23 protein-coding genes, 3 pseudogenes and 1 riboswitch are annotated in these 26,101 nt (G+C 71.3%); of the genes and pseudogenes, 15 read left to right on the forward strand and 11 right to left on the reverse strand.

The genetic code is table 11. From position 1 onward, the window contains the following. Positions 1–90: 90 nt before the first annotated feature. Positions 91–330 (reverse strand): annotated as a pseudogene (locus tag ABZ818_RS18670) (PP2C family protein-serine/threonine phosphatase); the annotation flags it as partial. 20 nt (positions 331–350) lie between these two features. On the opposite strand from ABZ818_RS18670, the gene ABZ818_RS18675 reads away from it, so the two are divergent. Beyond that, complete coding sequence (locus tag ABZ818_RS18675; protein WP_361415580.1) at positions 351–761, forward strand: hypothetical protein; 411 nt, start codon at positions 351–353, stop codon at positions 759–761. Positions 762–1,244: 483 nt separating this feature from the next. After that, positions 1,245–2,930, forward strand: coding sequence for a ribonuclease J (locus ABZ818_RS18680; RefSeq protein WP_361415582.1), 1,686 nt, complete (start codon positions 1,245–1,247; stop codon positions 2,928–2,930). 323 nt (positions 2,931–3,253) lie between these two features. On the opposite strand, the gene ABZ818_RS18685 is transcribed toward ABZ818_RS18680, so the two are convergent. After that, positions 3,254–3,598, reverse strand: a complete 345-nt coding sequence (locus ABZ818_RS18685) for a MerR family transcriptional regulator (RefSeq protein WP_361415584.1) — start codon at positions 3,596–3,598, stop codon at positions 3,254–3,256. 1,563 nt (positions 3,599–5,161) lie between these two features. Beyond that, entirely contained in the window at positions 5,162–5,650 is a 489-nt protein-coding gene (locus ABZ818_RS18690; RefSeq protein ID WP_361415586.1) for a GNAT family N-acetyltransferase, read from the reverse strand. Here ABZ818_RS18690 and ABZ818_RS18695 point away from each other — a divergent pair. Then, entirely contained in the window at positions 5,641–6,045 is a 405-nt protein-coding gene (locus tag ABZ818_RS18695) for a SpoIIE family protein phosphatase (protein ID WP_361415588.1), read from the forward strand. The two genes, ABZ818_RS18690 and ABZ818_RS18695, sit on opposite strands and share 10 nt — an antisense overlap. A 157-nt stretch (positions 6,046–6,202) precedes the next feature. On the opposite strand, the gene ABZ818_RS18700 is transcribed toward ABZ818_RS18695, so the two are convergent. Next, entirely contained in the window at positions 6,203–6,589 is a 387-nt protein-coding gene (locus ABZ818_RS18700; RefSeq protein ID WP_361415590.1) for a hypothetical protein, read from the reverse strand. A gap of 496 nt (positions 6,590–7,085) precedes the next feature. Between ABZ818_RS18700 and ABZ818_RS18705 the strand changes: the two genes are divergently transcribed. The 3 genes from ABZ818_RS18705 (at position 7,086) to thiI (ending at position 9,967) form a co-directional block, all read left to right on the forward strand. Then, positions 7,086–7,346 carry a hypothetical protein gene (locus ABZ818_RS18705; RefSeq protein ID WP_361415592.1) on the forward strand — a complete coding sequence of 87 codons (261 nt, stop codon included), beginning with the start codon at positions 7,086–7,088 and terminating at the stop codon, positions 7,344–7,346. Positions 7,347–7,420: 74 nt separating this feature from the next. Next, positions 7,421–7,735 carry a hypothetical protein gene (locus ABZ818_RS18710; RefSeq protein ID WP_361415594.1) on the forward strand — a complete coding sequence of 105 codons (315 nt, stop codon included), beginning with the start codon at positions 7,421–7,423 and terminating at the stop codon, positions 7,733–7,735. Between the two features lie 954 nt (positions 7,736–8,689). Next, entirely contained in the window at positions 8,690–9,967 is a 1,278-nt protein-coding gene (thiI, locus tag ABZ818_RS18715) for a tRNA uracil 4-sulfurtransferase ThiI (protein ID WP_361415596.1), read from the forward strand. A 118-nt stretch (positions 9,968–10,085) separates the two neighbouring features. Here the strand turns inward: thiI and ABZ818_RS18720 are convergent, their stop codons facing one another. Beyond that, complete coding sequence (locus tag ABZ818_RS18720) at positions 10,086–11,162, reverse strand: enoyl-CoA hydratase/isomerase family protein (RefSeq protein ID WP_361415598.1); 1,077 nt, start codon at positions 11,160–11,162, stop codon at positions 10,086–10,088. Further along, positions 11,159–11,338, reverse strand: a pseudogene (locus ABZ818_RS18725) (acyl-CoA dehydrogenase family protein); the annotation flags it as partial. The pseudogene ABZ818_RS18725 and the gene ABZ818_RS18720, both read right to left, overlap by 4 nt. 94 nt (positions 11,339–11,432) lie before the next feature. Here ABZ818_RS18725 and ABZ818_RS18730 point away from each other — a divergent pair. Further along, a complete protein-coding gene (locus ABZ818_RS18730) occupies positions 11,433–12,353 on the forward strand; it encodes a cobalamin-binding protein (protein WP_361415600.1) in 921 nt (306 codons plus the stop codon). Positions 12,354–12,384: 31 nt separating this feature from the next. On the opposite strand, the gene ABZ818_RS18735 is transcribed toward ABZ818_RS18730, so the two are convergent. The 4 genes from ABZ818_RS18735 to ABZ818_RS18750 form a co-directional block, all read right to left on the reverse strand. Next, entirely contained in the window at positions 12,385–12,726 is a 342-nt protein-coding gene (locus tag ABZ818_RS18735; RefSeq protein ID WP_361415794.1) for a (2Fe-2S) ferredoxin domain-containing protein, read from the reverse strand. 118 nt (positions 12,727–12,844) lie between these two features. After that, a riboswitch (cobalamin riboswitch) is annotated at positions 12,845–12,967 on the reverse strand. A gap of 89 nt (positions 12,968–13,056) precedes the next feature. Then, the gene (locus tag ABZ818_RS18740) at positions 13,057–13,839 is read right to left on the reverse strand and encodes a DNA-formamidopyrimidine glycosylase family protein (protein ID WP_361415602.1); all 783 of its coding nucleotides are present in this window, start codon (positions 13,837–13,839) and stop codon (positions 13,057–13,059) included. 493 nt (positions 13,840–14,332) lie between these two features. Next, the gene (locus tag ABZ818_RS18745) at positions 14,333–14,587 is read right to left on the reverse strand and encodes a hypothetical protein (RefSeq protein ID WP_361415604.1); all 255 of its coding nucleotides are present in this window, start codon (positions 14,585–14,587) and stop codon (positions 14,333–14,335) included. 134 nt (positions 14,588–14,721) lie between these two features. Then, positions 14,722–15,333, reverse strand: a complete 612-nt coding sequence (locus ABZ818_RS18750; RefSeq protein WP_361415606.1) for a Scr1 family TA system antitoxin-like transcriptional regulator — start codon at positions 15,331–15,333, stop codon at positions 14,722–14,724. On the opposite strand from ABZ818_RS18750, the gene ABZ818_RS18755 reads away from it, so the two are divergent. Beyond that, positions 15,332–15,781 carry a VTT domain-containing protein gene (locus ABZ818_RS18755; protein ID WP_361415608.1) on the forward strand — a complete coding sequence of 150 codons (450 nt, stop codon included), beginning with the start codon at positions 15,332–15,334 and terminating at the stop codon, positions 15,779–15,781. The two genes, ABZ818_RS18750 and ABZ818_RS18755, sit on opposite strands and share 2 nt — an antisense overlap. Before the next feature lie 80 nt (positions 15,782–15,861). Here ABZ818_RS18755 and ABZ818_RS18760 read toward each other — a convergent pair whose 3' ends face one another. Then, the gene (locus ABZ818_RS18760; RefSeq protein ID WP_361415796.1) at positions 15,862–17,769 is read right to left on the reverse strand and encodes an ABC transporter ATP-binding protein; all 1,908 of its coding nucleotides are present in this window, start codon (positions 17,767–17,769) and stop codon (positions 15,862–15,864) included. A 174-nt stretch (positions 17,770–17,943) separates the two neighbouring features. Here ABZ818_RS18760 and ABZ818_RS18765 point away from each other — a divergent pair, with 174 nt between their 5' ends. The 7 genes and pseudogenes from ABZ818_RS18765 to ABZ818_RS18795 form a co-directional block, all read left to right on the forward strand. Further along, on the forward strand, positions 17,944–18,918 hold the full coding sequence (locus tag ABZ818_RS18765; RefSeq protein WP_361415797.1) for a lysylphosphatidylglycerol synthase transmembrane domain-containing protein: 975 nt from the start codon (positions 17,944–17,946) through the stop codon (positions 18,916–18,918). A gap of 100 nt (positions 18,919–19,018) precedes the next feature. Next, on the forward strand, positions 19,019–19,783 hold the full coding sequence (locus ABZ818_RS18770; protein ID WP_361415610.1) for a crotonase/enoyl-CoA hydratase family protein: 765 nt from the start codon (positions 19,019–19,021) through the stop codon (positions 19,781–19,783). A gap of 145 nt (positions 19,784–19,928) precedes the next feature. Next, positions 19,929–22,145 (forward strand): NADP-dependent isocitrate dehydrogenase, encoded by a 2,217-nt coding sequence (locus ABZ818_RS18775; protein ID WP_361415612.1) that lies wholly within the window; start codon positions 19,929–19,931, stop codon positions 22,143–22,145. A 392-nt stretch (positions 22,146–22,537) separates the two neighbouring features. Continuing rightward, positions 22,538–23,908: a bifunctional o-acetylhomoserine/o-acetylserine sulfhydrylase gene (locus tag ABZ818_RS18780; RefSeq protein ID WP_361415614.1), complete on the forward strand. Its 1,371-nt coding sequence runs from the start codon at positions 22,538–22,540 to the stop codon at positions 23,906–23,908. 5 nt (positions 23,909–23,913) lie between these two features. Continuing rightward, the gene (locus tag ABZ818_RS18785; protein ID WP_361415616.1) at positions 23,914–25,065 is read left to right on the forward strand and encodes a homoserine O-acetyltransferase; all 1,152 of its coding nucleotides are present in this window, start codon (positions 23,914–23,916) and stop codon (positions 25,063–25,065) included. Between the two features lie 87 nt (positions 25,066–25,152). Further along, entirely contained in the window at positions 25,153–25,950 is a 798-nt protein-coding gene (locus tag ABZ818_RS18790) for an N-formylglutamate amidohydrolase (protein WP_361415618.1), read from the forward strand. A 4-nt stretch (positions 25,951–25,954) separates the two neighbouring features. After that, positions 25,955–26,092: pseudogene (locus ABZ818_RS18795) on the forward strand (cytochrome P450); the annotation flags it as partial. Positions 26,093–26,101 lie beyond the last annotated feature (9 nt).

The raw sequence follows: 26,101 nt of genomic DNA on the forward strand, positions 1-26,101 counted from the left end.
GCGGCTGAAGCGGTTGCGGCGGATCCAGAGCGAGATGCTGAGCGCGGCGCGGCACGAGGTACTGGCGGCGCGCCGGGAGCCGGGGGCCGACCCGGGAGTTTCGACGAGGCCGTCGGTGTACAGCGCGAGCACGGCCCCGGGCGGCAGGGGGATGTCGGTCTCCCGGTAGTCGGCGGCGGGGTCGATGCCGAGCAGGAGCCCGGGCGTCAGCGGGAGGACCTCGGTGTGTAGATCGGGGTGGCGCAGGAGTGAGGGCGGGTGGCCGGCAGTGGCCAGACAGGCGCGGTGGCGTGCCAGGTCGAGCTGGCCGTAAAGGCAGCTGGTGAACACAAGGGAGCCCCGAGCCGCAGGTGCAGCAAAATGACAGCCGTGTCCGGACCGGTGCCCACCACGGTGAGCAGCTGCGGGGCGTGGCGTTCCGCGGGTCGGGCCAGTCGGCCTTCCAAGTCCTGGATCTGCTCGGTGAGCTGCCCGATTCGCCGGGCCAGCAGACACAGGGTGACGCGGGTGGCCTGCAGCCCCGCCTCTTCATCGTCCTCGTCGTTCTTGCTGTCCTCGGCGAGCCGTGCGCAGGAACGGAAAAGTTCTGCATTGTTCAGCCCGGCCAGTTCTTCCCGCAGCTTCGGGTCGGCACTGACGAGAACAGCCATGAGCTGGTTGATCGCCTGGGTGCGGGCCCTGACTGCCGAGCCCTTGGCGAGTTTGTATATCCGGGCGATCTGCACCGGTCCATCGCCCTGACTTACGCGCCCGCCCGCTGAGCACCGCCCGGGCCGCGTTCTTGGAATCGAGCGGGTCCGAATCACAGTTCTCAAGAGTGCGCCTGCCGATACTCCCCACACTCAGGGTCCCGATGCGGGCCCGCAGGACATGCTCAATCCCAGCTGTGGAACACCCTGAAATCGCCTCTGGCCGACCACAACGGACCTCGAAGGTCGACATCACGTTCAACCTCGATACTTCAGCGGCCGTGAGCGCATGCCCGGGTAGTCGATTCGCCCTGTTTCCTCTGGCTGATCGCGGGTGGGGTGCTCACCGCCCGCGCGACGCGCGAAGCCACCCCGGCACCCGCGGCGGTCGCTGTGGCTGCGGATGCCCTCCTGTCCTGGGGCCGGGGCAGCGGGCAGATGAGACGCTTGCCGACCTGAGCGCCAGTACGTCTCCGGCGGCGGGTCGTATCGCGCGCTCGTTGGATCACACAGGCGATGGATCACTCTGTCCTGCTGTCCGGGTACCGTCAGGGTATGAGTCATCCGCACCCCGAGCTGAAAGCCGCCCCGCCCCTTCCCGAAGGAGGGGTGCGGGTCATCGCCCTAGGCGGCCTGGGTGAGATCGGCCGCAACATGACCGTCTTCGAGCACGCGGGCAAGCTGCTCATCGTCGACTGCGGCGTGCTGTTCCCCGAGGAGACCCAGCCCGGCGTGGACGTGATCCTGCCGGACTTCACCTCAATCCGGGACCGGCTGGACGACATCGTGGCCGTGGTACTCACCCACGGCCACGAGGACCACATCGGCGGCGTGCCGTACCTGCTGCGGGAGCGGTCCGACATTCCCGTCGTCGGCTCCAAGCTGACGCTGGCGTTCCTGGAGGCCAAGCTCAAGGAACACGGCATCCGACCGCGCACAGTGAGAGTGCGGGAGGGCGACCGGCGTGGTTTCGGGCCCTTCGACTGCGAGTTCGTGGCGGTCAACCACTCCATCCCCGACAGCCTCGCGGTCGCGATCCGCACCCGGGCCGGGATGGTGCTGCACACCGGCGACTTCAAGATGGACCAGTTCCCTCTCGACGACCGCATCACCGATCTGCGCGCCTTCGCCCGCCTCGGCGAGGAGGGCGTGGACCTGTTCCTCACCGACTCCACCAACGCCGAAGTACCCGGCTTCACCACCTCCGAGCGTGAGCTGAACCCGGCGATCGAGCAGGTGATGCGCACCGCGCCGCGCCGGGTCATCGTCTCCAGCTTCGCCAGCCACGTGCACCGCATCCAGCAGGTCCTGGACGCCGCCCACCAGCACGGCCGCAAGGTCGCCTTCGTCGGCCGGTCGATGGTCCGCAACATGGGCATCGCCCGTGACCTGGGCTATCTGAAGGTCCCCTCCGGTCTGGTCGTGAGCACGAAGGAGCTGGAGAAGCTCCCGGACCACAAGATCACTCTGGTGTGCACCGGCTCCCAGGGCGAACCGATGGCCGCGCTGTCACGGATGGCCAACCGCGACCACATGATCCGCATCGGCAAGGGCGACACCGTCCTGCTCGCCAGCTCCCTCATCCCCGGCAACGAGAACGCCATCTACCGGGTGATCAACGGACTCACCCGGTGGGGCGCCCACGTGGTCCACAAGGGCAACGCCAAGGTGCACGTCTCCGGACACGCCAGCGCCGGCGAACTCGTCTACTGCTACAACATCGTCAAACCCCGCAACGTCATGCCCGTGCACGGCGAATGGCGCCACCTGCGGGCCAACGGCGACCTCGCCATCCGTACCGGCGTCGACCCCGACCGGGTCGTCATCGCCGAGGACGGCGTCGTCGTCGACCTCGTCGACGGGCACGCGTCCATCACCGGCAAGGTTCCCGCCGGCAACGTCTACGTGGACGGCATGGAAGTCGGCGGCGCCACCGAAGCGTCCCTCAAGGACCGCCTCACCCTCGCCGCCGAAGGCGTGGTCACGGTGGTGGCGATCGTCGACGCGGACACCGGCGCCCTCGCCGAGGCTCCCGACTTCCTGGCCCGGGGCTTCGTCCACGACGACACCACCTTCGAGCCGGTTATCCCCGTCATCGAGAAGACCCTGGCCACCGCAGCCGAGGAGGGCGTCGGGGACGCGCGCCAACTCGAACAGCTCCTCGCCCGCGCCGTGGCGAACTGGGCGTTCCGAACCCACCGCCGCAAGCCCCTCATCATCCCCGTCATCATCGATGCCTGAGCCACAGCACGGCAGCACAGTCCCCGTTCCGGCCGCGGCCCCGCCCGCGACGGACTTCCTGGGCGGTGCCGCCTCAGCGGCGGCCAGAAGCTGCCCCAGGTTCCAGATCCCCACTACCCATGGCAACCTCCTATCGGTTGCCGCTCCTTCTTCCCCGGGTTCGCCCCTCGTCACCCACATCCATCACGCCCGCTCGCGGTTCTCTCTTCCGGCGGGGCCCGGTTGACGCGTTGAGCACGCCTGAGCTGCGGAACGGCGGTGCGGTCCCTAGGCGGCCTCGTCCGTCGGCGGTGCCTCGGCTGCCTCGGGTTCGGGCGTTCTGATCAGGCTGATGTCTTCGGCTGAGGCTTGCCGCCCTCGGCGCGCAGTTGCTCGTTGATGCGCTGTGCCTCTTCGAGCTGGTCTTCGAGGATGACGGTGCGGAAGGCGGCCTCTATGGCGGTGCCCTGGTCGACGAGTTCGCGGGCGCGGGCGGCGATGCGCAGCTGGTACCGGGAGTAGCGGCGATGGCCGCCGTCGGAGCGCAGCGGGGTGATCAGGCGGTGTTCACCGAGGGCACGGAGGAAGGCAGGGGTGGCGCCGAGCATCTCGGCGGCCCGGCCCATGGTGTAGGCGGGGTAGTCGTCATCGTCGAGAGGGCCGACGGGACGGGAACCGGCAGGCGGCATAGACCTCTTCTTTCGGGGACGCGTCGGGGGGCCCGGGTGCCAGTACGGCACCCGGGCCCCGAGCTTTCAACACCATCTACCGGCGCGCTGCGCCGGCCTTCTTTTTCCGCAGGTGCCGCCTGGGAGGGCGGGGTTGCGGGGATCGCGAATGCGTGACCGGGGACCACCTTCCAATCCGGGGCCTTGCGGTACCCGGGCGGACTGCTTCCTCGCCCGGGCGATCCTGATGGCGTTCTGCTCCTTACCTTTCGATTACGCGGATACCGCGGGTGCAGCTCACAGCCCCGCTGGGGCCGTGTCCTTCTGGTCTACCTGCACAGCAGTTCGTGCCTGCTGTGCCCACTTCGACTTCTGGGTACGAAGACAACGCTAACCCTGCGACGGCGGAATGTCTACTGTTGCCATGACAGTTTTTCTCCATGGAGTGTGCGTCTGCTTCTACCGCAGGTACATCAGGAAGAGTGCTCACTCGAATGGCGGTCCCCGCTTCCCGTACAGCAGTCCTCGGTGAGACCGGCCCGGTGCTCGCCCACGTTGAACGGCGTCCCAAGCCGCGTACGTCCACCACCACAACCCCGCGCCGAGGCCCAGATCAGGACCGCTCTCCGACTGGAGAACCTGCGATACGTGGCCGCGCACGAGCCACGTTCAGAGTGTCCTTCGGCTGGCGCCGGGGACGGGCTCAGACATCCAGGAGGATCCGGGCCGTGATGCGTTTGCCGACCGCTTCCCGATCGACGGTGAGTTCCTGTGCGATGGCCTCACGATCTCCAGACAGTGCCGACCCAACCGTGCGGGTCTGCTCGCCAGGCTGCCGGCCGCAGGGGATCAGTGTCCCAGACCGTGCCCCTTCTCCCCGCCGACCAAGCACAGCTGCACAAGGACGGGGGCCGCGCACGTACTTGATTGGTGACCAGCTCGCTGATCACCAGCTGGGTCAGGCCCACCATCCGCTCAGAGATCCCAGCCGGGTGGCCGCAGGTGGGGAAAGCGGCGGCTCGGTGGCGGGCTTCGACGATGCCGGCTCCGTCATCGGCCAAGGCGATCTCCATCGCGGTGTATTACCAGCACCACGCGCAGGCGGCTTCCGTCCGGAAGCGCAAGGATGCCGACGTCGGCGACGGTTGTTGAGGAGAGCGTGGAAGGCAGCGACGGGCCGCCAGAAGGCAACCGATTGTCGATCACGCGCGCCTGCTTCGAGGGCCTCAGCGTGGCGAGGGTCTGCGGCGAAATCGACCGGGACAGTGCCCCCTCAGCTTCTCGATGCCGCAGCTGCTCACGGCGCCTCTTCGTACCGGACGGTGCTGGACCTCGACGGCGTCACGATCATGGACTCCAGCGCGTCAACACTCTCCTCACCACCCACCGAACCGCGCGAAGCGCCAGGTGCCGGCTACGACTGGCAGCACCCAGTGCCTCCGTCGCACTCCTCTTCCAGATCGTCGGCCTCGGGTGAGGGAGAGGCCGCCGGCGCAGGCGATCCCCTCGCCAGGGCAGAGACGACGGCACACACGGAGCGCGCCATGTAGGCGAAGCCGGTGCCCTGCGAACCGGCACACCGCGTCATTCCGAAGGAATGCGAAACTCGAATTCGGGACGGTCCCACAGGACGGCGGGCGGGTTCGCGAGGGCGGTCCCGATCCGTACTGCACCGACGCGGTGGTAGAAGTCCTCGGCGGGAAGGTGCGACACGACCATGACGCGGTCGAGCCCGGCGGCACGGGCCTCGGATTGCATGTGCGCGACGAGCAGTCGTCCAATACCCCGTCCTTGCGCTTCGTCGGCGACGAACAGCAGGTCGAGCTCCGGTGGAGCGAGGACGAGCGAGTAGAACCCGAGGACCCGGCCTCCATGCTCGTCGGAGTCGACGGCTACGTAGGCGCGGTGGGCCTCGATGTAATCAGGGCCGACCTGGTAGCCCGCGACTGCGGCTGCGTACTTACCCTCGTAGGCGCCTGAGCCACGCACGAGCCGCGTGAGCCGCTTGGCATCCCGCGCGACGGCCCTCCGTATGGTGATCGGCTGACTGATCGGGGAAGTGCGTGAACTCATCGGGAGAGTATTTCGCACCGGGGGGTGCCTTCCTGCGGCGGGTCGGCTGCTCGGGCAGGCGTTCCTGCACCGCTCCCGGGAACCACTCGCCCAGGCCCCGCCCTGCTCCTGTCCGGTACCGTCGGCAGCGCGCGCAGACAGAGAGCCGGAGCGCTCATCAAGGCGTTGCGCGAGCGGCGCCAGTCCGTCCGTGCCCTCGCCGGCTGCTGTACACCGACGGCCTGATCGAGGCTCCGGGCAGCGACCTGGACAGCAGGCTCGGCCGACCGCGCCGCCATGCCCTCGCCCTCGCGCACGAGACGCTTGACGCCCTGTGCGACCGACTGTCCGCCCGGATGTCACCCGGCGGCACCGACGACATCGCCCTCCTCGCCCTGCGCCTGCCCGTGCGCTGACCGGGGCGGGTCGTGATCGATGACGGCGCTGCTCACGTCCCCGCAGTCAGCACCAGCACGCGGCATGAGCCGCGCGGTACGGCCGTGAAGGTGCCGTCTGCGGCACTGCGCCACCCCCAGGGCCTCAACGTCTCGACGATCCCGTCGTCCCGGGCTTCTACCAACGTGACTCCGAGCGCGGCGCCGTGGTCGGCGAGCAGTCGCCGCTGCAGGCGCCGGGCGAGGTTCCAGGCGCGGTCCTGGTGCTCCCGGCGCACGCGGGACGCGACGACGATTCCGAGACAACGAAGAGCCGCCCAGGGGCGACGCGGCGGAGCAGGCTCTCCCGAACGTGTCCGTCGAAGCCCGCCCACCACGGACCGGCGCCGCCCATGGGAAAGCCGTAGGCGTATCCGGTCAGGACCGTGGTCTCCGCGATCAGCGGCGAGAACCCCGGTCGTCGCGCGTCGGCCGCGAGGTGTCGCAGGAAGGCGGCACGCGCCTCGTTCCACGCCCATGGGCCGCCGCCGGAGAACTCCGCGTACAGGTCGCCCAGCTCCTGCAAGCGGTCCTCGCGTCAGCGGACGGAGACGTTCTCCCTCGCGGGGCGAGGATCCCCACTCCCGCTTCGGCCGGCCCGGCGTGCGCGTGCGCGACCTGCCCGGTGCCGACCGGGGCACGGGGAGGTTCGAGGTCGTCGGGAGGAGCATGCGCGCGCTCATGGGTCGAACCCTGCCCAGGGCGCGGACCAGGGCCGACCCGGCCTCGCCGATCGCCAAGAGCGGCACCGGTGTCGGAGCCGGTGCGCGGCATGCCCTCGGTGTCCCCCGTACTCCCGGCCGGGCCCGCCACGGTGGCGCGGCGGCGACCAACAACTGCGACAGCCCGTTCCGGGAGAGCACCGGTCTTCCGCGAGGGGTCGGTCGTGGCCCGCACGCTCCCTTGCCCGGCATACCCTTCAAAAGGGGGTGGCCGTAGTGACGCGCCGCAGCCCTCACCGTCGACGGGCGTCGGGCAGCGACCTCAGTCGTGGTTGCGCCCTCACCTGCCAGGAGGTCCGTATGAAGCACGAGCCCTTTGCCTCCGAAGGCCACGCCGAGGTCCGCATCGTGGCCGCGACGCCAGAGGTCGCCCGGCGCGTCGCCGAAGTGCTCCGGCGCTGCTTCGCCTCGACCGAGCAGCGCAGCTATCCCGCGGGCCGCGCAGGAGGGACCCGGCTCCACATCACCCTCGACACCGCTCAAGCGGCGGAACCCGCACAGTCCTGGCTCACGACCAGCACCTCGACAGAGCAGACACAGACACACGCCGACGAGGTGTGACCCGGATCCGAGCGGCCCGAGGATCCGCCGTCGCCTCCGTCCCCGCGCGGCCGTCAAACCGGAGAACGACAGCCATGACGAAACTCCGCGAACGCAAGAACAACCGGAAGGCGGTCCTGCGATCCCTGTACGGGGCCGTCGAGCGCAACCGCCCCGAGGTCAATGGATCGGCGCTGCGCGCCGAGCTGGCCCTGCCCGACGAGGATCTCTCCGCCGCCTGCGCCTATCTGACCGACGAGGGCCTGATCAGCGTGGACTGGACATCACACCACACCCCCGCCACCGTCTCGCTGACGCACGAGGGCATCCGTCTGATGGAGGAACTGGAAGAGGAAGAGGAGGAACAGGAGGACCGGGTGAAGCCAGAGGAGGTACAGCCGGACGACTGACCCGCCCTCTTCTCCTCGTCCAGAGGTAACCTGACCGCACCGAGAGCTTTTCGCGCAGCGCGACCGGCGGTGCCGTTCCCGGCGAGTGACGAAACGGGCAGTCGTCCGACGGCTCCCGGAACGGGACCGCACGATGGAACCCGGCGGAACACCGGCCGAAGGTGTCGGCGACGGCTGAATGTGTTCACCCGTCGACGACAGTCGTCCTGCGTCCCAAAGCCAGCCTGTTCACGCTGCTTGCCGAGAGCATCCCTGAACCGAATCGTGTACGGGTGCGGGCAACGGGTCGGCCTGGCACAACCGCACTTTTTAAAGAAGGACCCCATCCCACGGGCGAGCTGTCGAGCCACGCATCAAGCCTTCCGAACAGGGCGATGGGCGGCGCAGGAGGCCCCTGCCGCGGGTGCAGGTCAGCATGCCGGACACCTAATGCTGACCTTTTGCTGACCTGGAGGCCGCGATCAGGGCTCTTACCTGCGGAAACACCCAAACGCTAGATCTTGGACTTGAACATGGTGCGCAGCATCGAAATACTCCTGAAGCTAGGCTCCCTACCTGCGTTCTTGCAGGTCAAGGGCTGGCTCGACACCTTACAGCCAGCCGTATGTCCGGGCAGCTCTCCCCAGGCTTCTCAGGAAATACGGCGACCCAACGGGGCCGTCGCCAACGGCCGAGATCAGCGTACGCAGCGACCCACGAAGACCTTCGTGCCCATCGCCACAGCGAGGCTCGGCCACCCGGCCGTGACATCGAACAGGACCCCTTCTCGGGTCCGGGCGGCGCGCAACATAGCCTCGAAACTTGACTGAAGGGCTACGAGCTGGGCCGTGACAGGACCGCCTGATCACGCCTCTCGATCCCGGCGGAGGCCTCGTCGGTTCCCTGGGCGGGCCAGGGGCCGGCTCACCGAGGGCACCTGCGACGACGCCCGGGCGCTCTGAGAGGCTCGCTCACATGTCCGACGATCTCCGCGTACCCACTCCCCGGGCCTCCTCCGGTGCCGCCCCCGTCTCCCACGGCCCGTGCGTGCTGCTCAAGCACGGCGAGGTCTTCCTCAAGGGCCGCAACCGACACCGCTTCACCGAGCGACTGCACGACAACCTGCGCCTCGCCCTGCGCGGGGTCGGCGGCTCGACCTGGATCAAGACCGCGCAGAACGTCACCGTGCTGGGCGGGCAGGTCCCCGTTGAGGCCCTGGTGGAGCGGGCCCGGCGGGTCGTCGGTTTCAACTCCGTCGAGCTGGCCGTACGGGTGCCGAGCACGCTCGACGGCATCACGGCGGCGGCGATCGACGCCCTGCGTGCCGTGAGCGGCGAGCGCCGGGGGCTCCGCTTCGCCGTGCGGGCGCGGCGGCGGGACAAGCAGTTCCCGCTGACCTCCTCCCGCATGGAAGTGTTCCTGGGGGCCCGGGTACTCGACGCCGTGTCCGCGCTGACGGTCGACCTCACCGCGCCCGACGTGACGCTGAACGTCGTGATCGACCACAAGGAGACGTACCTCTCCTGTGAACGCCTTCCCGGTCTGAGCGGACTGCCCGTCGGGACCAGCGGGCGGGCCCTGGTCCTGCTCTCCGGCGGCTACGACTCCCCCGTCGCCGCCCACCGGGCCATGCGGCGCGGACTGGCGTGCGACTTCGTGCACTTCAACGGCGCTCCCTACACGAACCCGTCGTCCGTGTACAAGGCGTACGCCTTGGCCCGTGAGCTGAACCGCTGCCAGCCGCCCGGAACCCTGCACGTCGTCGCGCTCGGCAAGGCGCAGAAGCAACTCGCCGTGGCAGGGTCCGGGCGGCTCCAGGTGGTCGCCCAACGCCGGCTGATGGTGCGCACCGCCTCCGCGCTGGCCGACCGTATCGGTGCCCAGGCACTGGTGACCGGCGACAGCCTCGGGCAGGTCGCCAGTCAGACACTGGCCAACCTGGTCGCGGTGGACGAGGCGGCGGCGCTGCCCGTACTGCGTCCGCTGATCGGCTGGGAGAAGCAGGAGATCATTGACGAGGCCCGGTCCATCGGCACCGCCGGCATCTCGGTCCTGCCCGACGAGGACTGCTGCAGTCTGCTCGCCCCTCCCCGGGTCAGCACCGGGGCGCGGCTGCCACACCTGCGGTCGGTCGAGAAGCGCCTCGACCTGGAGGAGGTGGTGGAGGCCCTGCTCGGTTCGGCGCAGGTGCTCCGCCCCGGGGTGGACGAGGAGGCCCCGGTCGCCGACGGCAGCTGCCCGGCACCTGCCTGACCGGGTGGTCGAGGTGCTACCGCCGGCTTGACCCGACTCGGACGGTGACCGGCCTGGACCAGGTCCGCGGCCATGAGGGCGCCCATGTGCCCGAGTCCGAGGAACGCGTCGGTCCTCCTCACCAGGCCGCCTCCGCGGTGGTGCCAGGGCCGGCGAGACCCAGTTCACGGTCGCCGAGCGGGACGAAGAAGCGGTTCACGTCGGCGTCGGTCACCTCGGCGAGGGTGTCGGGGGACCAGCGCGGGTCGCGGTCCTTGTCGATGACCTGGGCGCGGATGCCCTCCACCAGGTCGGGGCTGCTCAGGGCGGCGCAGGAGACGCGGTACTCCTGGTCGAGGACCGGCTCCAGGGATCCGAGACGGCGGGCGCGGCGCACGGCGGCCAGGGTGACCTTCACGGCGGTCGGTGACCTGGTGAGCAGGGTTTCGGCCGCCTCCTTGGCGGCGGGCTCGCCGTGGTCGAACAGCCGGCTCACGATGTCCTCGACCGTCGCGGCGGCACAGCAGGGGTCGATCCATTCCCTCTGCCCCTCCAACTCCCCTTGTGGCAGCGGTCGGGCATGACGCGCCAGCACCTCCCGTACGGGCGTGCCGGCGAGGTCGTCGATGAGGGCCGGCAGAGCCGCTGACGGCACGTAGTGGTCGGCGAGCCCGCAGAGCACGGCGTCGCCGGCGCCGATCTGCGCACCGGTCAGCGCGAGATGGGTGCCCAGTTCCCCGGGGGCGAGGGCCAGCAGATGGGTGCCGCCGACATCGGGTATGAAGCCGATGCCGGTCTCCGGCATCGCGATCCGCGAGCGCTCGGTGACAATGCGGACGCTGCCGTGCGCGGAGACGCCGACGCCGCCTCCCATCACGATGCCTTCCATGACGGCGACGTACGGCTTCGGATAGCGGGCGATACGGGCGTTGAGGCGGTACTCGTCGCGCCAGAAGGCGGCCGAGGCGGTGCCGTCCCCGTCACGGACGTCGTCGTGGATGGCGCGGATGTCACCGCCCGCACACAGGCCGCGCTCCCCCGCGCCGGTGACGACGACGGTCTCCACGGCCGGGTCGTGCTCCCAGGCCGTCAGCGCCGCGTCTATGCGGCGCACCATCTCGTGGGTGAGGGCGTTGAGGGCCTTCGGCCGGTTGAGGGTGATGTGGGCGGCCCGTCCGTCGGTGTGGAACAGGACGGGTTCCTCGGCGGCGGTCATCCGAACGCCTCCGTCAGGCCGCGGGCCACGATGACACGCATGATCTCGTTGGTTCCTTCCAGGATCTGTTGCACGCGCAGGTCACGGACGATCTTCTCAAGGCCGTACTCGCCGAGGTAGCCGTAGCCTCCGTGCAGTTGGAGCGCCCGGTCGGCGGCCGAGTAGCCGCTGTCGGTTGGTGCGATCACGCCGTGCATGCCCTGCACGCCGGGCGCCGGAATCGGCGGATCCGCGAGGTCCGCGGGTCCCGGAGCCTCCTACAGTCGAGGTATGCGCATCGTCTCCCTGCTGCCCGCCGCGACCGACATCGTCGCCGAGCTCGGGCTGTCGGAGCAGTTGGCCGGCCGTACCCACGAGTGCGACTGGCCGCCGCGCGAGGTCGCCCCGGTGCCCGTGGTGACCGGGGCCGACCTGGACCAGGACGCGCTCACCAGCCGGGAGATCTCCGACGCCGTCGGCGGGGCGGCGCACTCCGGCTCGTCGCTGTACACGCTGGACACCAAGGCTCTGGCCGCCCTGCGCCCTGACGTGGTGCTCACCCAGGACCTGTGCGACGTGTGCGCGGTGTCGTACGAGAAGGTCAGCCGGACCGTGCGGCTGCTCGACGCCGACACCCGAGTCCTCAGCCTGGAGCCGCGCACGCTCGACGACGTACTGGACTGTCTGGTCACCGTCGGCGACCTGCTCGGCGTGCGCGAGCGCGCGCAGCGGAGCCGGGCCGAGTTGCAGGCGCGCCTCGCCCGGGTCCGCGGCGCGGTCGCCGGCCTCGACCGGCCCCGGGTCGTGGCCATCGAGTGGCTCGATCCGCTGTGGCCTGCCGGGCACTGGGTGCCCGAGCAGATCACCAGCGCCGGAGGTGAGCCTCTCCTCGCCGCGCCCGGCGAGCACACCAAGCCGATGACCTGGGAGGCGGTACGCGCCGCACAACCGGACGTGGTCCTCGTCCTGCCGTGCGGCTTCCCGCCTGAACGCACCCTGCGCGAAGCCGCGTTGCTCACCGGGCTGCCCGGCTGGACGGATCTGCCCGCCGTTCGGTCCGGCCGCGTCTGGGTGCTGGACGGGCCGTCCTACTTCAACCGGCCCGGCCCCCGCGTGGTGCGCGGCACGGAGGTTCTCGCCCAGGTCCTGCACGGTGTGCCGGCCGGCGAGGCGGTCACACCGGCCGAGGTCTGCCCGTTCCCCGGCCGGTGACGACCGGCCGGCCTCCTCGCGCGTGCGGGCCTCAGGAATCCGTGGCACGTCGTGGCGGTGTGATGGCGTAAAGGTCGAGGATGTCCGGCAGGGGAGCCACGCCCGGGCCTCCGGCGCGCACCCAGGCGACGATGTCCTCGGTCGCGTCCGCATCGTTGACGAGTCCGAGCCAGACCGGCCGCGCACAGGCGGCCCGGCCCGCGGTGGACGGCTGGACCACGATGACGTTCGCCTGCTCGCACACGTCGAGGCAGTCGGAGATGCGCACTGGCACCTCCGCTCGCAGCCGCGCGGTCTGCGCCGCGTGATCGACCCCGGTCACCTTGGGGCTGCCGCAGCAGCAGTCCCGGCACACGACGACCCGGCACGGCACCGAACCGCTCCCCGTCACGGCACCGCCCGGTGCCTCGTCCGTCGGCCTCTCGGGCACGCCGCACCACTCCCCCTCCCGGGGAGATCCGCCCCGGGATCGCTCGAGGAGGCGACCGCGTGAGTCTCCTGGCTCCCGGGTCTTCACTCGTCCCGCCTTCCCACCCCGGGCGGGGCAGTGGCCTTCCGGAACTCGCTCACCGGTCACAGTGGCGGGACCGCGCCGGATTCTCACCGGCTTCCTCGGACCGCCGTCGCCTTATGTCGCCGATCATCATCCCATTGCCGTTCGCTCGCTTGAGAACGGCCCGCTTCTGAGAACGGCCCGCTTCGCTCATTTCTGGCACTGCGGGCACCAGACCGTGCGGCGGCCGCCGACGCGGTTCGAGCACAGAGGCCACCCGCAGCGGGGACACATCGGCTCGCTGTCGTCCCTGTGCCCGGTGAGCCAGGAGCGCCTCGGCGGCACGCACCCGGCGCGCACGGACGTCTCAAGGACCCGGCCCATCCCCGCATAGACGCGCCGGATCTCGGTCTCGCTCAGGTCCCGCGCGGGAGTCCGCGGAGGGACACGGGCCCGCCAGAGGATCTCGTCGGACAGGAGGTTCCCGAGACCCGCGATCACGGACTGGTCCATCAGCGCGCTCTTGACGGCGCGCCTTCGTCCCGACAGCAGCTCCCTGAATTCCGGTGCGCGCACGGTGAGGGCGTCGGGACCGAGACCGTCCGTGATCCGTTCGATCTCCATGTCGTCGGCCAACCGCACGCCCTGCAGCTTGCGTTGATCGCGATAGCGGAGGTGCCGGGAACCGTCGATCGTCAGCAGGAGGCGGTCGTGCGCCTCGACCGGTTCGTCCGGGGAACAGCACCGCAGCGACCCCGTCATGCCGAAATGCCAGACAAGGGTGGGACCGCCGTCGTCCGTCGGCACGAACAACCACTTTCCGTGCCGCCATGCCTGCCCCAGACGCCTGCCCACCAGCTCGCTCCGCAGCCGCTGCGCGCTGACACCGCGCAGAACCCCCGCGTCCCGCACCTCGACGTCCGTGACACACCGGCGCCGGCCGCAGGTCATCAGCACCTCGCGGAATCCCTCGACATCCGGCAGTTCGGGCATGCGTTCGTCCCGGCTCTTCGTCGTGCGGTCGTCAGGCCGCCACACGCGGTGACGGGTACCCGTGGAGGGCGCGCCCACGCGCTCGGCACTCTGCTTCCGGGCGTCATGCCTCCGATCGGACGCTCGCCGGTTTGACGGACGGCTCGACCGGGATACCCGCGGAGGGTGCGGACGCTCCTGGGCGGCTACTGAGCCGTCGTTGCTTTTGGGCCGACCCGGCCCACGGCCTACCGGCGCTTCACCCAACGGGTGCGGCTGCAATAGCGAACAGTCCCTCGTAGGGTGGACCGTCATGGCCGAGTCTCACCCGCTGCTGGGCATGTTCCTCAATGCTGCCGACGGACGCTTCCCGCCTGCAGACGGCCGCGTAACAGTTCTTCCGCCTCTGCCGGGCGGGCTGGAGTGCTCGGTCGCCTTCACCGGGCACGCCGTGATCGCCACCGCCCTGTCCACTTCCGACATCCAGGCTCAAGGACCCGACGGTTACGGGGCTTCAATGGCTCCTGATTTCCTGCGCCACCTCGCAGGTCGTGAAGGGTGGATCGACAGCATCGACGCGACACTCGTTGCGCATGGCGTGCCGTCCCCTCGCCGCCTGCCCGAACGTCTTGACGTCGATGACCACGCGCGCGTTCGTTACGCTCAGGCTCTGCGTACCGACGTCCGTGTCCACGGAGACGAACGCGGCCTTGTCACACTGGCCGTCGGCCTGGCTGGACGGCGCGAGATAAGCGTCGAACTCAACCACCCTGGTAGCAGTGCGACTGGGCTCGGTCGCTCCCTGCTGCGTGACGCGCTCACCTTGCTCCCCGCCGGTGAGCCGGTTTTCGCCGCTGTCGCCCCAGGCAACGCTCGATCCCTTCGAGCTTTCCTCGCGGCTGGTTACAGCCCCCTGGGCAGCGAGGTCATCATCCGTCCCAAACGGTCGGCCTCGGGGTAGACCCGCACCCTCGCCCAGACCCTGGGCTGATCCTCGGCCAAGAGCGGGGCCGGGTCACCGTTCCCGCCAGGGCAGCCCAGATCAACATGGCCGCGCCGATGCCGAGCAGCCTGCCGCGCCAGCCGAGCGGCGATCCGCTCCTGGAGCTGCTCCTCCGTCGGCGGAGGCGGCACGTTGAGCATCACCGCCCGCGTGTAGGCCTCGGTCTGGAGCAGCCCCGGCACGACCCGGCACTCGTACGTGCACAGGCTGACCGCCGTCTCCTCCAACTGCGCCCACTCCCGGAACCAGACGGCCAGCCCCCGCTGCCGTCCCACATGCCGGGCCACCGCGCACAGCACACCGAACGACTCCAGCGCCTCCTCGGCCCGTTCGACGAAGAGCGCGGTGGGCATCCGCCGGCCCTGCTCGACAGAAGCGACTGAAGCGTGCGAGTAGTTGAACCGTTCGGCCAGCTGTTCCTGCGTCAGCAGGGCCCGTTCGCGAAAGACCTTCAGGGCCGCCCCGAACGCCTTCATACTGCCGGACGAATCAAGTGCACTGCCACTTGCCATGAATGACGACCCCCTTGTCACACCCGCGTCACCTCTTGCAACGGGTACAACGGCTCTGCTCGGGCGGCGGGGCGGGCGGACCCTGCTGGCCCGCACCTCCAGCCGGCGTCTGAAGGAGCGGGCGGCTCGGGCACAGGAACTCCTGGCCCGCTACGGGCAGGGCAAGGCGCTCGTGATCGGCCGCTTCATCCCGATGCTGCGGTCCGTGCTGCATCCGACGGCCGGGGCGCTCGGTGTGCCCACGCGGACCTTCACGCTCTGGGCGACCGTCGGGGGCGTGCTCTGGACCCAGAGCCTGGTGCTGGCCGGGTACGCCCTGGGGGCGTCGGTCCCCCGCATCGGGGACTACCTCCTGGCCATGGTCGCCGTGCTCATCGTGCTCTCCCTGGTGCCCCTGCTCGTGCAGGCGCGGCGTACGCGGCACGCCCGGCAAACGCCACCGCGGTGAGTCCGCCCCCACAGTGAGCGGGGGCGGCGGTCGCCCGAGTGCGGCTCCCGCCGCCCACGCCCCGCACCCCCCGATGTCGCCTACGCAACCGCCTCGATGCCCGGCGCCTCCCCCGCCTCCCGCGCCTCCTCGGCCCGCTGCTCGAACTGCGTGCGGTGCAGCTCCGCGTACCGGCCGTCCGCCGCCAGGAGTTCGTGGTGGGTGCCGCGTTCGACGATCAGTCCGCCCTCGACGACCAGGATGAGATCGGCGGCCCGCACCGTGGACAGCCGGTGGGCGATCACCACCGCGGTCCGGCCCTCCAGGGCCTCGGCCAGCGCCTCCTGGACGGCCGCCTCCGAGGTGTTGTCGAGGTGGGCGGTGGCCTCGTCGAGGATGACCACCCGCTGGCGGGCCAGCAGCAGCCGGGCAATGGTCATGCGCTGGCGTTCGCCGCCGGACAGACGGTAGCCGCGCTCGCCGACGACGGTGTCGAGGCCGTCGGGCAGGGAGCGCACGAGGTCGTCGAGGCGGGCCCGGCGCAGGGCGTCCCACAGTTCCGCGTCGGTCGCCGAGGGGCGGGCCAGCAGCAGGTTGGCGCGCACGGAGTCGTGGAAGAGGTGGCCGTCCTGGGTGACCATGCCGAGGATCGCCCGCAGGGACGCGGAGGTCAGGTCGCGGACGTCGACGCCGCCGACGCGCACGGCGCCCTCGTCGACGTCGTACAGGCGCGGCAGCAGTTGCGCGATCGTCGACTTGCCGGCGCCGGAGGAGCCGACGAGGGCGACGGTCTGCCCGGCCTCGGCGCGGAAGGAGACGCCGTGCAGGACCTCTGCGCCGTCGCGGGTGTCGAGGCCGGCGACCTCCTCCAGAGAGGCGAGGGAGACCTTGTCGGCGGACGGGTAGCCGAAGCGGACGTCGTCGAACTCCACGGCGAGGGGGCCCTCGGGCACCGGGCGGGCGTCCGGCTTCTCCTCGATCAGCGGCTTGAGGTCGAGCACCTCGAAGACCCGCTCGAAGCTGACCAGGGCGCTCATCACCTCCACGCGCGCCCCGGCGAGCGCGGTGAGCGGCGCGTACAGGCGGGTCAGCAGCAGGGCGAGCGACACGACGGCGCCCGGCTCCAGGGTGCCGCGCAGGGCGAAGTACCCGCCGAGGCCGTAGACCAGGGCCAGCGCCAGCGAGGACACCAGGGTCAGCGCGGTGATGAAGGCGGACTGCGCCGTCGCCGTACGGATGCCGATGTCCCGTACCCGGCCGGCGCGCGAGGCGAACTCCTCCGACTCCTGCTCCGGGCGGCCGAAGAGCTTGATCAGGGTGGCGCCGGGGGCGGAGAAGCGCTCCGTCATCCGGGTGCCCATCGCCGCGTTCAGCGTGGCCGCCTCCCGCTGCATACGGGCCATCCGGGTGCCCATCCGCCGGGCCGGCACCACGAACACCGGCAGCAGCACCAGGGCGAGCAGGGTGATCTGCCAGGACAGGGTGAGCATGACGGCGAGGGTGAGCAGCAGCGTGACCACGTTGCTGACGACACCGGAGAGGGTGTTGCTGAAGGCCCGCTGGGCGCCGATGACGTCGTTGTTGAGCCGGGAGACGAGCGCTCCCGTACGCGTGCGCGTGAAGAACGCCACCGGCATGCGCTGCACATGGTCGAACACCGCCGTGCGCAGATCGAGGATGAGTCCCTCGCCGAGCGTGGCCGACAGGCGTCTGCCGAGGATGCCGAACGCCGCCTCGGCCACCGCGATCAGGGCGATGAGCAGGGCCAGGCGTACGACCGTGCCCTGGTCGCCCCGTGACACGATCACGTCGACGACGCGCCCGGCGAGTACAGGGGTCGCCACCGCGAGCAGCGCGGTCACCACCCCGAGGGCGACGAACTGCGCGATACGGCGGCGGTGGGGCCGGGCGAACGCGCCGATGCGGCGCAGCGTCGCGCGGGCGAGCGGACGCCGCTCCTGCTGGGCGGTCATGACGCTGTGCAGCTGCGTCCAGGCGGTGGTTTCCATGCTCATAAAGAAGAACCTAGAACCTCAAGCATCGTTGAGGTCAATGTGCGCACCCCGAAGGCCCCGGCTGCTCCGCCTCCTCCCGACCCGCTTTCCGCTCGTAAGGCGCCGTCCTCGGTTCCGCCACCCGCCGTTGGCGTGGCGGGGAAACCCTCTCCGGATGTGACCCCGGATGTGACAGCGGCCGAACTTCGCGATCTGCGGCCAGGACGGCTCCCGCGGCGCCTGCCCGTGCGCCAGGTGCTGTGCCTGCTGCCGGTGCTGCTCGTGGCGGTGGCCGCGGTGCAGCACCGGTCGGTGCTGGCCGAGGGCTTCGCGCACCTGCGGAGCGCCGAGTGGCCATGGCTGCTGGCCGCGGTCGGCACGACCTGTCTGACCTGGGTCGCGGCGGCCGTCACCCGGCAGGGCGCGGTCGTCCAGCGGTTGCCGAGACGGCGGCTGCTCGCCACCCAGTTCGCGGCCGGCGCCGCCAACCACCTGTTGCCGACGGGCCTCGGGGCGAGCGCGGTGAACCTGCGGTTCCTGACGGTGTGCGGGGTCTCCCTGGCCCGGTCCTCGGCCGCGCTCGCGCTGTACATGCTCGCGGAGAGCATCGCCCGGCTGGCACTGCTCGCCGCCCTGCTCCTCGCGTTCCCGAACGCGCTGCGGCTCGGCGGCCTGCTGCCCTCGGGCGTGGCCGGTCCGCTGCTGTACACCGTGGGCGGGGTCCTGGTCGCCGCCGCCGGCGCGGCGCTGTGCGTACGGCGGCTGCGCGCGGCGGTCGCCTCCTTCCTGCGCACCGCGCTGAGCGAGGCGCGCTCGGTGCACTCCCGTCCGGCGCGGGCGCTCGCGCTGTGGGGCGGCTCGCTGGCCTTCCCGGCCCTTCAGGCGGTCTCACTGGTCGCGGTGGGGCAGGCGCTGGCGCTGCCGGTGCCGTCCGTGTACATGGCACTGGCGTACCTGGCGGCCACCACCGCCGTCGCGTTGGTGCCCACGCCCGGTGGGTTCGGGTCGGTGGAGGCCGCGCTCGTCGTGGCGCTGGTGGCGGCGGGCGGGCCAGCCGCGGTCGCCACGGCGGTGGTGGTCGCCTACCGGATCATCACCGTGTGGCTGCCGCTGCTGCCGGGGGCGCTGACGCTGGGGGCGCTGGTACGGCTGAAGGTCATCTGACCGTCCCCCTCCCTCGCGGCCCCGTCTCCCGCACGAGGTGACCGAGGAGTAACCTGCCGTCCCACCACGCAGCAGGAGATCGCCGCAGGAGGTCGCCGCCATGCCGGTCCGGATCGAGCGCCAGGGGTACGTCACCACGGTCGTCCTGTCCCGGCCCGGCGCCCGGAACGCGGTGGACGGCCCGACGGCCGCCGAACTCGCCGACGCCTTCCGCCGGTTCGAGTCCGACGCGGAGGCCAGGGTGGCGGTGCTGTGGGGCGAGGGCGGCACGTTCTGCGCGGGCGCGGACCTGAAGGCGGTCGGCACCGGGCGGGGCAACCGGGTCGCGGAGGACGGCGACGGGCCGATGGGGCCGACCCGGATGCGTCTGTCCAAGCCGCTGATCGCGGCGGTGGCCGGTCATGCCGTGGCGGGCGGTCTGGAACTGGCGCTGTGGTGCGATCTGCGGGTGGCGGAGGAGGACGCCGTGTTCGGTGTGTTCTGCCGCCGCTGGGGCGTGCCGCTGATCGACGGCGGGACGGTACGGCTGCCCCGGCTGATCGGCACCAGCCGCGCCATGGACATGATCCTCACCGGACGGCCGGTCCCGGCCCGCGAGGCGTACGAGATGGGCCTGGCGAACCGGCTCGTCCCCACCGGCCGTGCCCGCGCCGAGGCCGAGCGGCTGGCGGCCCGGCTCGCCGGCTTCCCTCAGGCCTGTCTGCGGGCGGACCGCGCCTCGGTCCTGGACCAGGAGTCCCTGGACGAGGTTTCGGCCCTGCGTGGGGAGCTCCGGCACGGCACGCGCGTACTGGCCGAGAGCCTTCAGGGCGCGGTCCGGTTCGCCGCCGGGGCGGGACGGCACGGCTCGTTCGCGGACGAGTGAGCCCGCCCCTCAGGAACGATTGAGCCAACCCTCCAGGGGCTAGTGAGCCAACCCTCCGGATCCGGGGCGGACCCCTGTCGAGCCGGGGACCGTCACGAGATATCTTGATGTCGAGCAATGTTGCAGACGTGGAGCGGAGCACCCGGTGACTGACTCGACCATCATCTACACACACACTGACGAGGCCCCGGCCCTGGCGACGTATTCCTTCCTGCCGGTGGTCCAGGCGTACGCCTCGCAGGCGGGTGTCGCGGTGGAGACGCGTGACATCTCGCTGGCCGGGCGCATCATCGCCGTGTTCCCGGAGTACCTCGCCGAGGACCAGCGGATCCCGGACGCGCTGACCGAGCTGGGCGAGCTCGCCAAGACGCCCGAGGCCAACATCATCAAGCTGCCGAACATCTCGGCCTCCATCCCGCAGCTGAGGGCCGCGATCGCCGAGCTCCAGGGCCAGGGCTACGCGCTGCCGGACTACCCGGACGACCCGAAGACCGACGAGGAGCGCGAGATCCGCGCCCGCTACGACAAGGTCAAGGGCTCCGCGGTGAACCCGGTGCTGCGCGAGGGCAACTCCGACCGCCGCGCCCCCGCCTCGGTGAAGAACTACGCCAAGACCCACCCGCACCGCATGGGCGCCTGGACCGCCGAGTCCAAGACCAACGTGGCGACCATGGGCGTCGACGACTTCCGCTCCACCGAGAAGTCCACGGTGATCGCCGAGGACGGCGCGCTGCGCATCGAGCTGAAGGGCGACGACGGCTCCACCACCGTGCTGCGCGAGTCCGTGCCCGTCCTGAAGGGCGAGGTCGTGGACGCCTCCGTGATGCGCGTCGCCGCGCTGCGCGAGTTCCTCACCGCCCAGGTCGCCCGCGCCAAGCAGGAGGGCGTCCTGTTCTCCGTGCACCTGAAGGCCACGATGATGAAGGTCTCCGACCCGATCGTCTTCGGTCACGTGGTGCGTGCCTTCTTCCCGAAGACGTTCGCGAAGTACGGCGAGGCGTTCGCCGCGGCCGGCCTGACCCCGAACGACGGTCTGGGCGGCATCTACAAGGGCCTGGAGAACCTGCCGGAGGGCGCCGAGATCAAGGCCTCCTTCGACGCCGAGCTCGCCGAGGGCCCGGAGCTGGCGATGGTCGACTCCGACAAGGGCATCACCAACCTGCACGTCCCCTCCGACGTGATCGTCGACGCCTCCATGCCGGCCATGATCCGCACCTCCGGCCACATGTGGGGCCCGGACGGCCAGGAGCACGACACCCTCGCGGTCATCCCGGACTCCAGCTACGCGGGCGTCTACCAGGCCGTGCTCGACGACTGCCGCGCCCACGGCGCCTATGACCCGTCGACCATGGGCTCGGTCCCGAACGTGGGCCTGATGGCGCAGAAGGCCGAGGAGTACGGCAGCCACGACAAGACCTTCGAGATCCCGGTCACCGGCACCGTCCGCCTGGTCGACCAGGCCGGCGACGCCGTGCTCGAGCAGACCGTCTCGGCCGGTGACATCTTCCGCGCCTGCCAGACCAAGGACGCCCCGATCAAGGACTGGGTGAAGCTGGCCGTCACCCGCGCCCGCGCCACCGGCGACCCGGCCGTGTTCTGGCTGGACGAGGGCCGCGCCCACGACGCCAACCTGATCGCCAAGGTCGAGCAGTACCTGCCGGAGCACGACACCGAGGGCCTGGACATCCGGATCATGTCCCCGGAGGAGGCCACCAAGCTGTCCGTGGAGCGCATCCGCCGCGGTGAGAACACCATCTCGGTCACCGGCAACGTGTTGCGCGACTACCTCACCGACCTGTTCCCGATCCTGGAGCTGGGCACCAGCGCCAAGATGCTCTCCGTGGTCCCGCTGATGGCGGGCGGCGGCCTGTTCGAGACGGGCGCCGGCGGCTCCGCGCCGAAGCACGTGCAGCAGCTGGTCAAGGAGGACTACCTGCGCTGGGACTCCCTGGGCGAGTTCTTCGCCCTGGTGCCGTCCCTGGAGCAGTACGCCCAGGCCACCGGCAACGCCCGCGCCAAGGTGCTCGCCGACACCCTGGACCGGGCCACGGCGACCTTCCTCAACGAGGACAAGTCCCCGACCCGTCGCGTCGGCGGCATCGACAACCGCGGCAGCCACTTCTTCCTGTCCCTGTACTGGGCGCAGGAGCTGGCGAAGCAGACCGACGACGCCGGTCTGGCCAAGGCGTTCGCGCCGCTCGCCGAGACCCTCGCCGCCAACGAGCAGCAGATCGTCGACGAGCTGATCGCCGTCCAGGGCAAGCCGGCCGAGATCGGCGGCTACTACCAGCCCGACCCGGCCAAGGCCGCCGCGGTCATGCGCCCGTCGGCCACCTGGAACGAGGCGCTGGCCGCCCTCTGAGCCGACCCGGGCCCCGGCACACCGCCGGGCCCGACGGTCCTCACCGCTCCGCCCCGACCGGCATCCCGCCGGCCGGGGCGGAGCCCTTTTGTGACGGCTGCGTGTCATCCCCGCTCCGGCGCTGGTGCGCCGTGGAGCCCTGTGTTTACCTGGGTCGCATGATCGCGCTCGTGAGCCGCCGCCACGTCGACTACGGACGTGTCACCAGCACGGGTTGTCGCCTCACCGGCTGACGTACCCGCGGACCGCCGTCGCGTCACGGCCCTCGGGTCCTCCGTCGTTTCTCTCCCTCATCTCGTTCATCCCGCGGTTCCCGCACGCGCTCACGCATGCCCGGGAGCTGCGGCACACCCGTGGCATGCCGCGCCACCGCACTCCGTACGAGGAGCACCATGAGCGACCCCACCCAGCCCATCGACGCCGTCGCCGCCGGTCACACGCCCGAGGAGGCGTCCGCCGGGCCCGACACCTCGGCCTGGTCGTTCGAGACCAAGCAGGTCCACGCCGGGGCCGCGCCCGACCCGGCGACCGGAGCGCGGGCGACGCCGATCTACCAGACCACGTCGTTCGTCTTCCGGGACACCCAGCACGCCGCCGATCTGTTCTCGCTGGCCGAGCCCGGCAACATCTACAGCCGCATCCACAACCCCACCCAGGACGTCTTCGAGCAGCGGATCGCCGCCCTCGAGGGCGGAGTCGCCGCGGTCGCGCTGTCCTCCGGGCAGGCCGCGGAGACGCTCGCGCTGCTGACGGTCGCGCGCGCCGGCGACCACATCGTCTCCAGTACGTCGCTGTACGGCGGCACGTACAACCTGTTCCGGCACACCCTGCCGAAGTTCGGCATCGAGGTGTCGTTCGTGGCCGACCCGGACGACCCGGACGCCTGGCGGGCGGCGATCCGGCCGGACACCAAGGCGCTGTTCGCGGAGACGCTGGGCAATCCGCGCGGCAACGTGCTGGACGTGCGGGCGGTCGCCGACGTGGCGCACTCGGCGGGCGTGCCGCTGATCGTGGACAACACGGTGCCGACGCCCTACCTCCTGCGCCCGATCGAGCACGGCGCGGACGTCGTGGTGCACTCGGCGACCAAGTTCCTCGGCGGGCACGGCTCCGCGATCGCGGGGGTCGTGGTGGACGGCGGCACCTTCGACTTCGGCGCGCACGCCGACCGCTTCCCGGACTTCACCGAGCCCGACCCCAGCTACCACGGCCTGCGCTACTGGCCGGCGCTCGGGCCGGGCGCGTTCGCCGCCAAGCTGCGGGTGCAGCTGCTGCGCGACCTGGGACCGGCGCTGTCCCCGCACTCGGCGTTCCTGCTGCTTCAGGGCGTGGAGACGCTGAGCCTGCGCATCGAGCGGCACTCCGCCAACGCGCAGGCCCTCGCGGAGTGGCTGGAGCGGCGCGACGAGGTGTCCGCGGTCCACTACGCGGGACTTCCCTCCAGCCCCTGGTACGAGGCGGGGCGCAGGTACCTGCCGCGGGGCGCGGGGGCGGTGGTCTCCTTCGAGCTGCGCGACGGGGTCGCGGCGGGCAAGCGGTTCGTGGACGGGGTGGAGCTGTTCAGCCATCTCGCCAACATCGGCGACGTGCGGAGCCTGATCATCCACCCGGCGTCCACCACGCACAGCCAGCTGGACGAGGAGCAGTTGGCGGCGACGGGGACCGCGCCGGGCCTGGTGCGGCTGTCGGTCGGCATCGAGAGCCTCGCCGACCTGAAGGCCGATCTGGAGGCCGGCTTCCGCGCGGCCAAGGGGGCGTCCTGAACAACGTGCTCGCCTCCCACGCGGACGCGCTCCCCCGCCCGCCGGCCTCCGGGGCCTGGCGTGCGGGGGACCCGCCGGGGCGCCGTCGGTGGCACGGGCTCCGCCGGCCCCTGCCGCTGGAGGCGGGGGGTGAACTGGCGGGCGTACGGCTGGCGTTCGAGACGTGGGGCCGCCTGGCACCGGACGCCTCCAACGCGGTGCTGGTGCTGCACGCCCTCACCGGTGACAGCCATGTCACCGGGCCGGCCGGGCCCGGTCATCCCACGCCGGGCTGGTGGGAGGGGCTGATCGGGCCGGGCCGGGCGCTGGACACCGACCGGTGGTTCGTCGTCGCGCCGAACGTGCTGGGCGGCTGCCAGGGCAGTACGGGACCGGCCTCGCCGCGACCCGACGGGGCGCGGTCCTGGGGCGGGGCCTTCCCGTTCGTGACCCCGCGGGACCAGGTGGCGGCCGAGCGGGACCTGGCGGACGCGCTGGGCATCGAGAGGTGGGCCCTGGTGGCCGGCGGCTCGATGGGCGGGATGCGGGCCCTGGAATGGGCGGTTTCGTACCCGGAGCGCGCGGGTGCCCTGCTGCTGCTCGCCACGACGGCGGCGGCGAGCGCGGAGCAGATCGCCTTGGCGAACGTCCAGTTGCACGCCATCCGCAGCGACCCGCACTGGCGCGGCGGCGACTACCACGACACCGGCCACGGACCGCACGCCGGCCTGGGTCTTGCCCGCCGGCTGGCCCATGTCACCTACCGGAGCGAGCCCGAACTCCAGCTCCGTTTCGGCCGCTCGTCGCAGGGTGCGGAGCACCCATGGCACGGCGGCCGCTACCAGGTGGAGTCCTACCTCGACCACCACGCGGGCAAGCTGGTACGGCGGTTCGACGCGGCCAGCTACGTCGTCCTGACCGAGGCGATGAACGCCCACGACGCCGGCCGTGCCCGGGGCGGTGTGCGCGCCGCCCTGCGCCGGGTGACCGCCCCCACCCTGGTGGCCGGGGTCGACTCCGACCGCCTCTACCCGCTCGCCCAGCAGGCCGAGTTGGCCGACGGCATCGCGGGCGCCGACCGCCTCCGGGTGATCGAGTCGCCGTACGGCCACGACGGCTTCCTGATCGAGACGGGGCAGGTGGGACGGTTGGTCCGGGAGCTGCTGGGGACGGTCTGAGCCGCGTTGTCAGTGGGGTGCGGCAGGATCGAGGGGCCACGGCGTCGAGACCCGCGTGGCGAGGCGAAGAGAGACAGGAACAGCCCCATGCCCGACACCCCGCCGTCCTTCGAACTGCTGCCCGGCGCCGACGGGTCGCCGGTGATCCTGCACGTGCCGCACGCGGCGCGGGCGATACCGGCCGATGTCCGGGCCGGGATCGTGCTGGACGACGCGGCGCTGGAGCGGGAACTGGATCACATCACCGACGCGTACACCGACCGGATCGCCGAGGCGGCGGCCGAGTTGGCGGGCCTCGCGCCGTGGCGGTTCGTCAACCGGCTGTCGCGGCTGGTGGTGGACCCCGAGCGGTTTCCGGACGAGCGGGAGGAGATGCTCGCCGTCGGAATGGGCGCGGTGTACACGCGGACCACGCACCGGGAGGTCCTGCGGCCGGCGGACACCGACCCGGAGCCGCTGATCGAGCGTTACTTCCGGCCGTACGCCGAGGCGATGACGAAGGCCGTGGCCGACCGGCTCGCCGCCACCGGGCGGGCGGTGATCATCGACGTGCACTCCTACCCCGGCGCCGCCCTGCCGTACGAGCTGCACGGCCGGGGTCCGCGGCCACCCGTGTGCCTGGGCACCGACTCCTTCCACACCCCGCCCGAGCTGATCGGGCTCGCCCGGACGGCGTTCGCGCGCTGCGGCGGGACGGGACTGGACAGCCCGTTCAGCGGCACGTACGTCCCGCTGGAGTTCTACGGCGAGGACGCCCGCGTCGGCGCGCTGATGGTGGAGATCCGGCGGGACACGTACATGACCGAGCCGGGCGGCCCCGCGGGCCCCGGCCTCGACCGGCTCGCCGGGGCGCTGGCCGCCCTCGTCGACGGCCTGGGCCGCTGACCTCCGGCCGGAGCACGAGCTGCTGATCGACACGCCGCTCGACCAGGTGCCGGGGCTGCGGCTCGCGGTCCCCGCCGGCCAGGTCGCCTGGCGGCGGAGGGCGATGATCCGCAGCCCGCGGACCTTGCCGGCCAGGTGGTGAGGCGGGCCG

Origin of the sequence: Streptomyces sp. NPDC047453, from assembly GCF_040643155.1 — a bacterium.
Classification (GTDB): Bacteria; Actinomycetota; Actinomycetes; order Streptomycetales; family Streptomycetaceae; genus Streptomyces.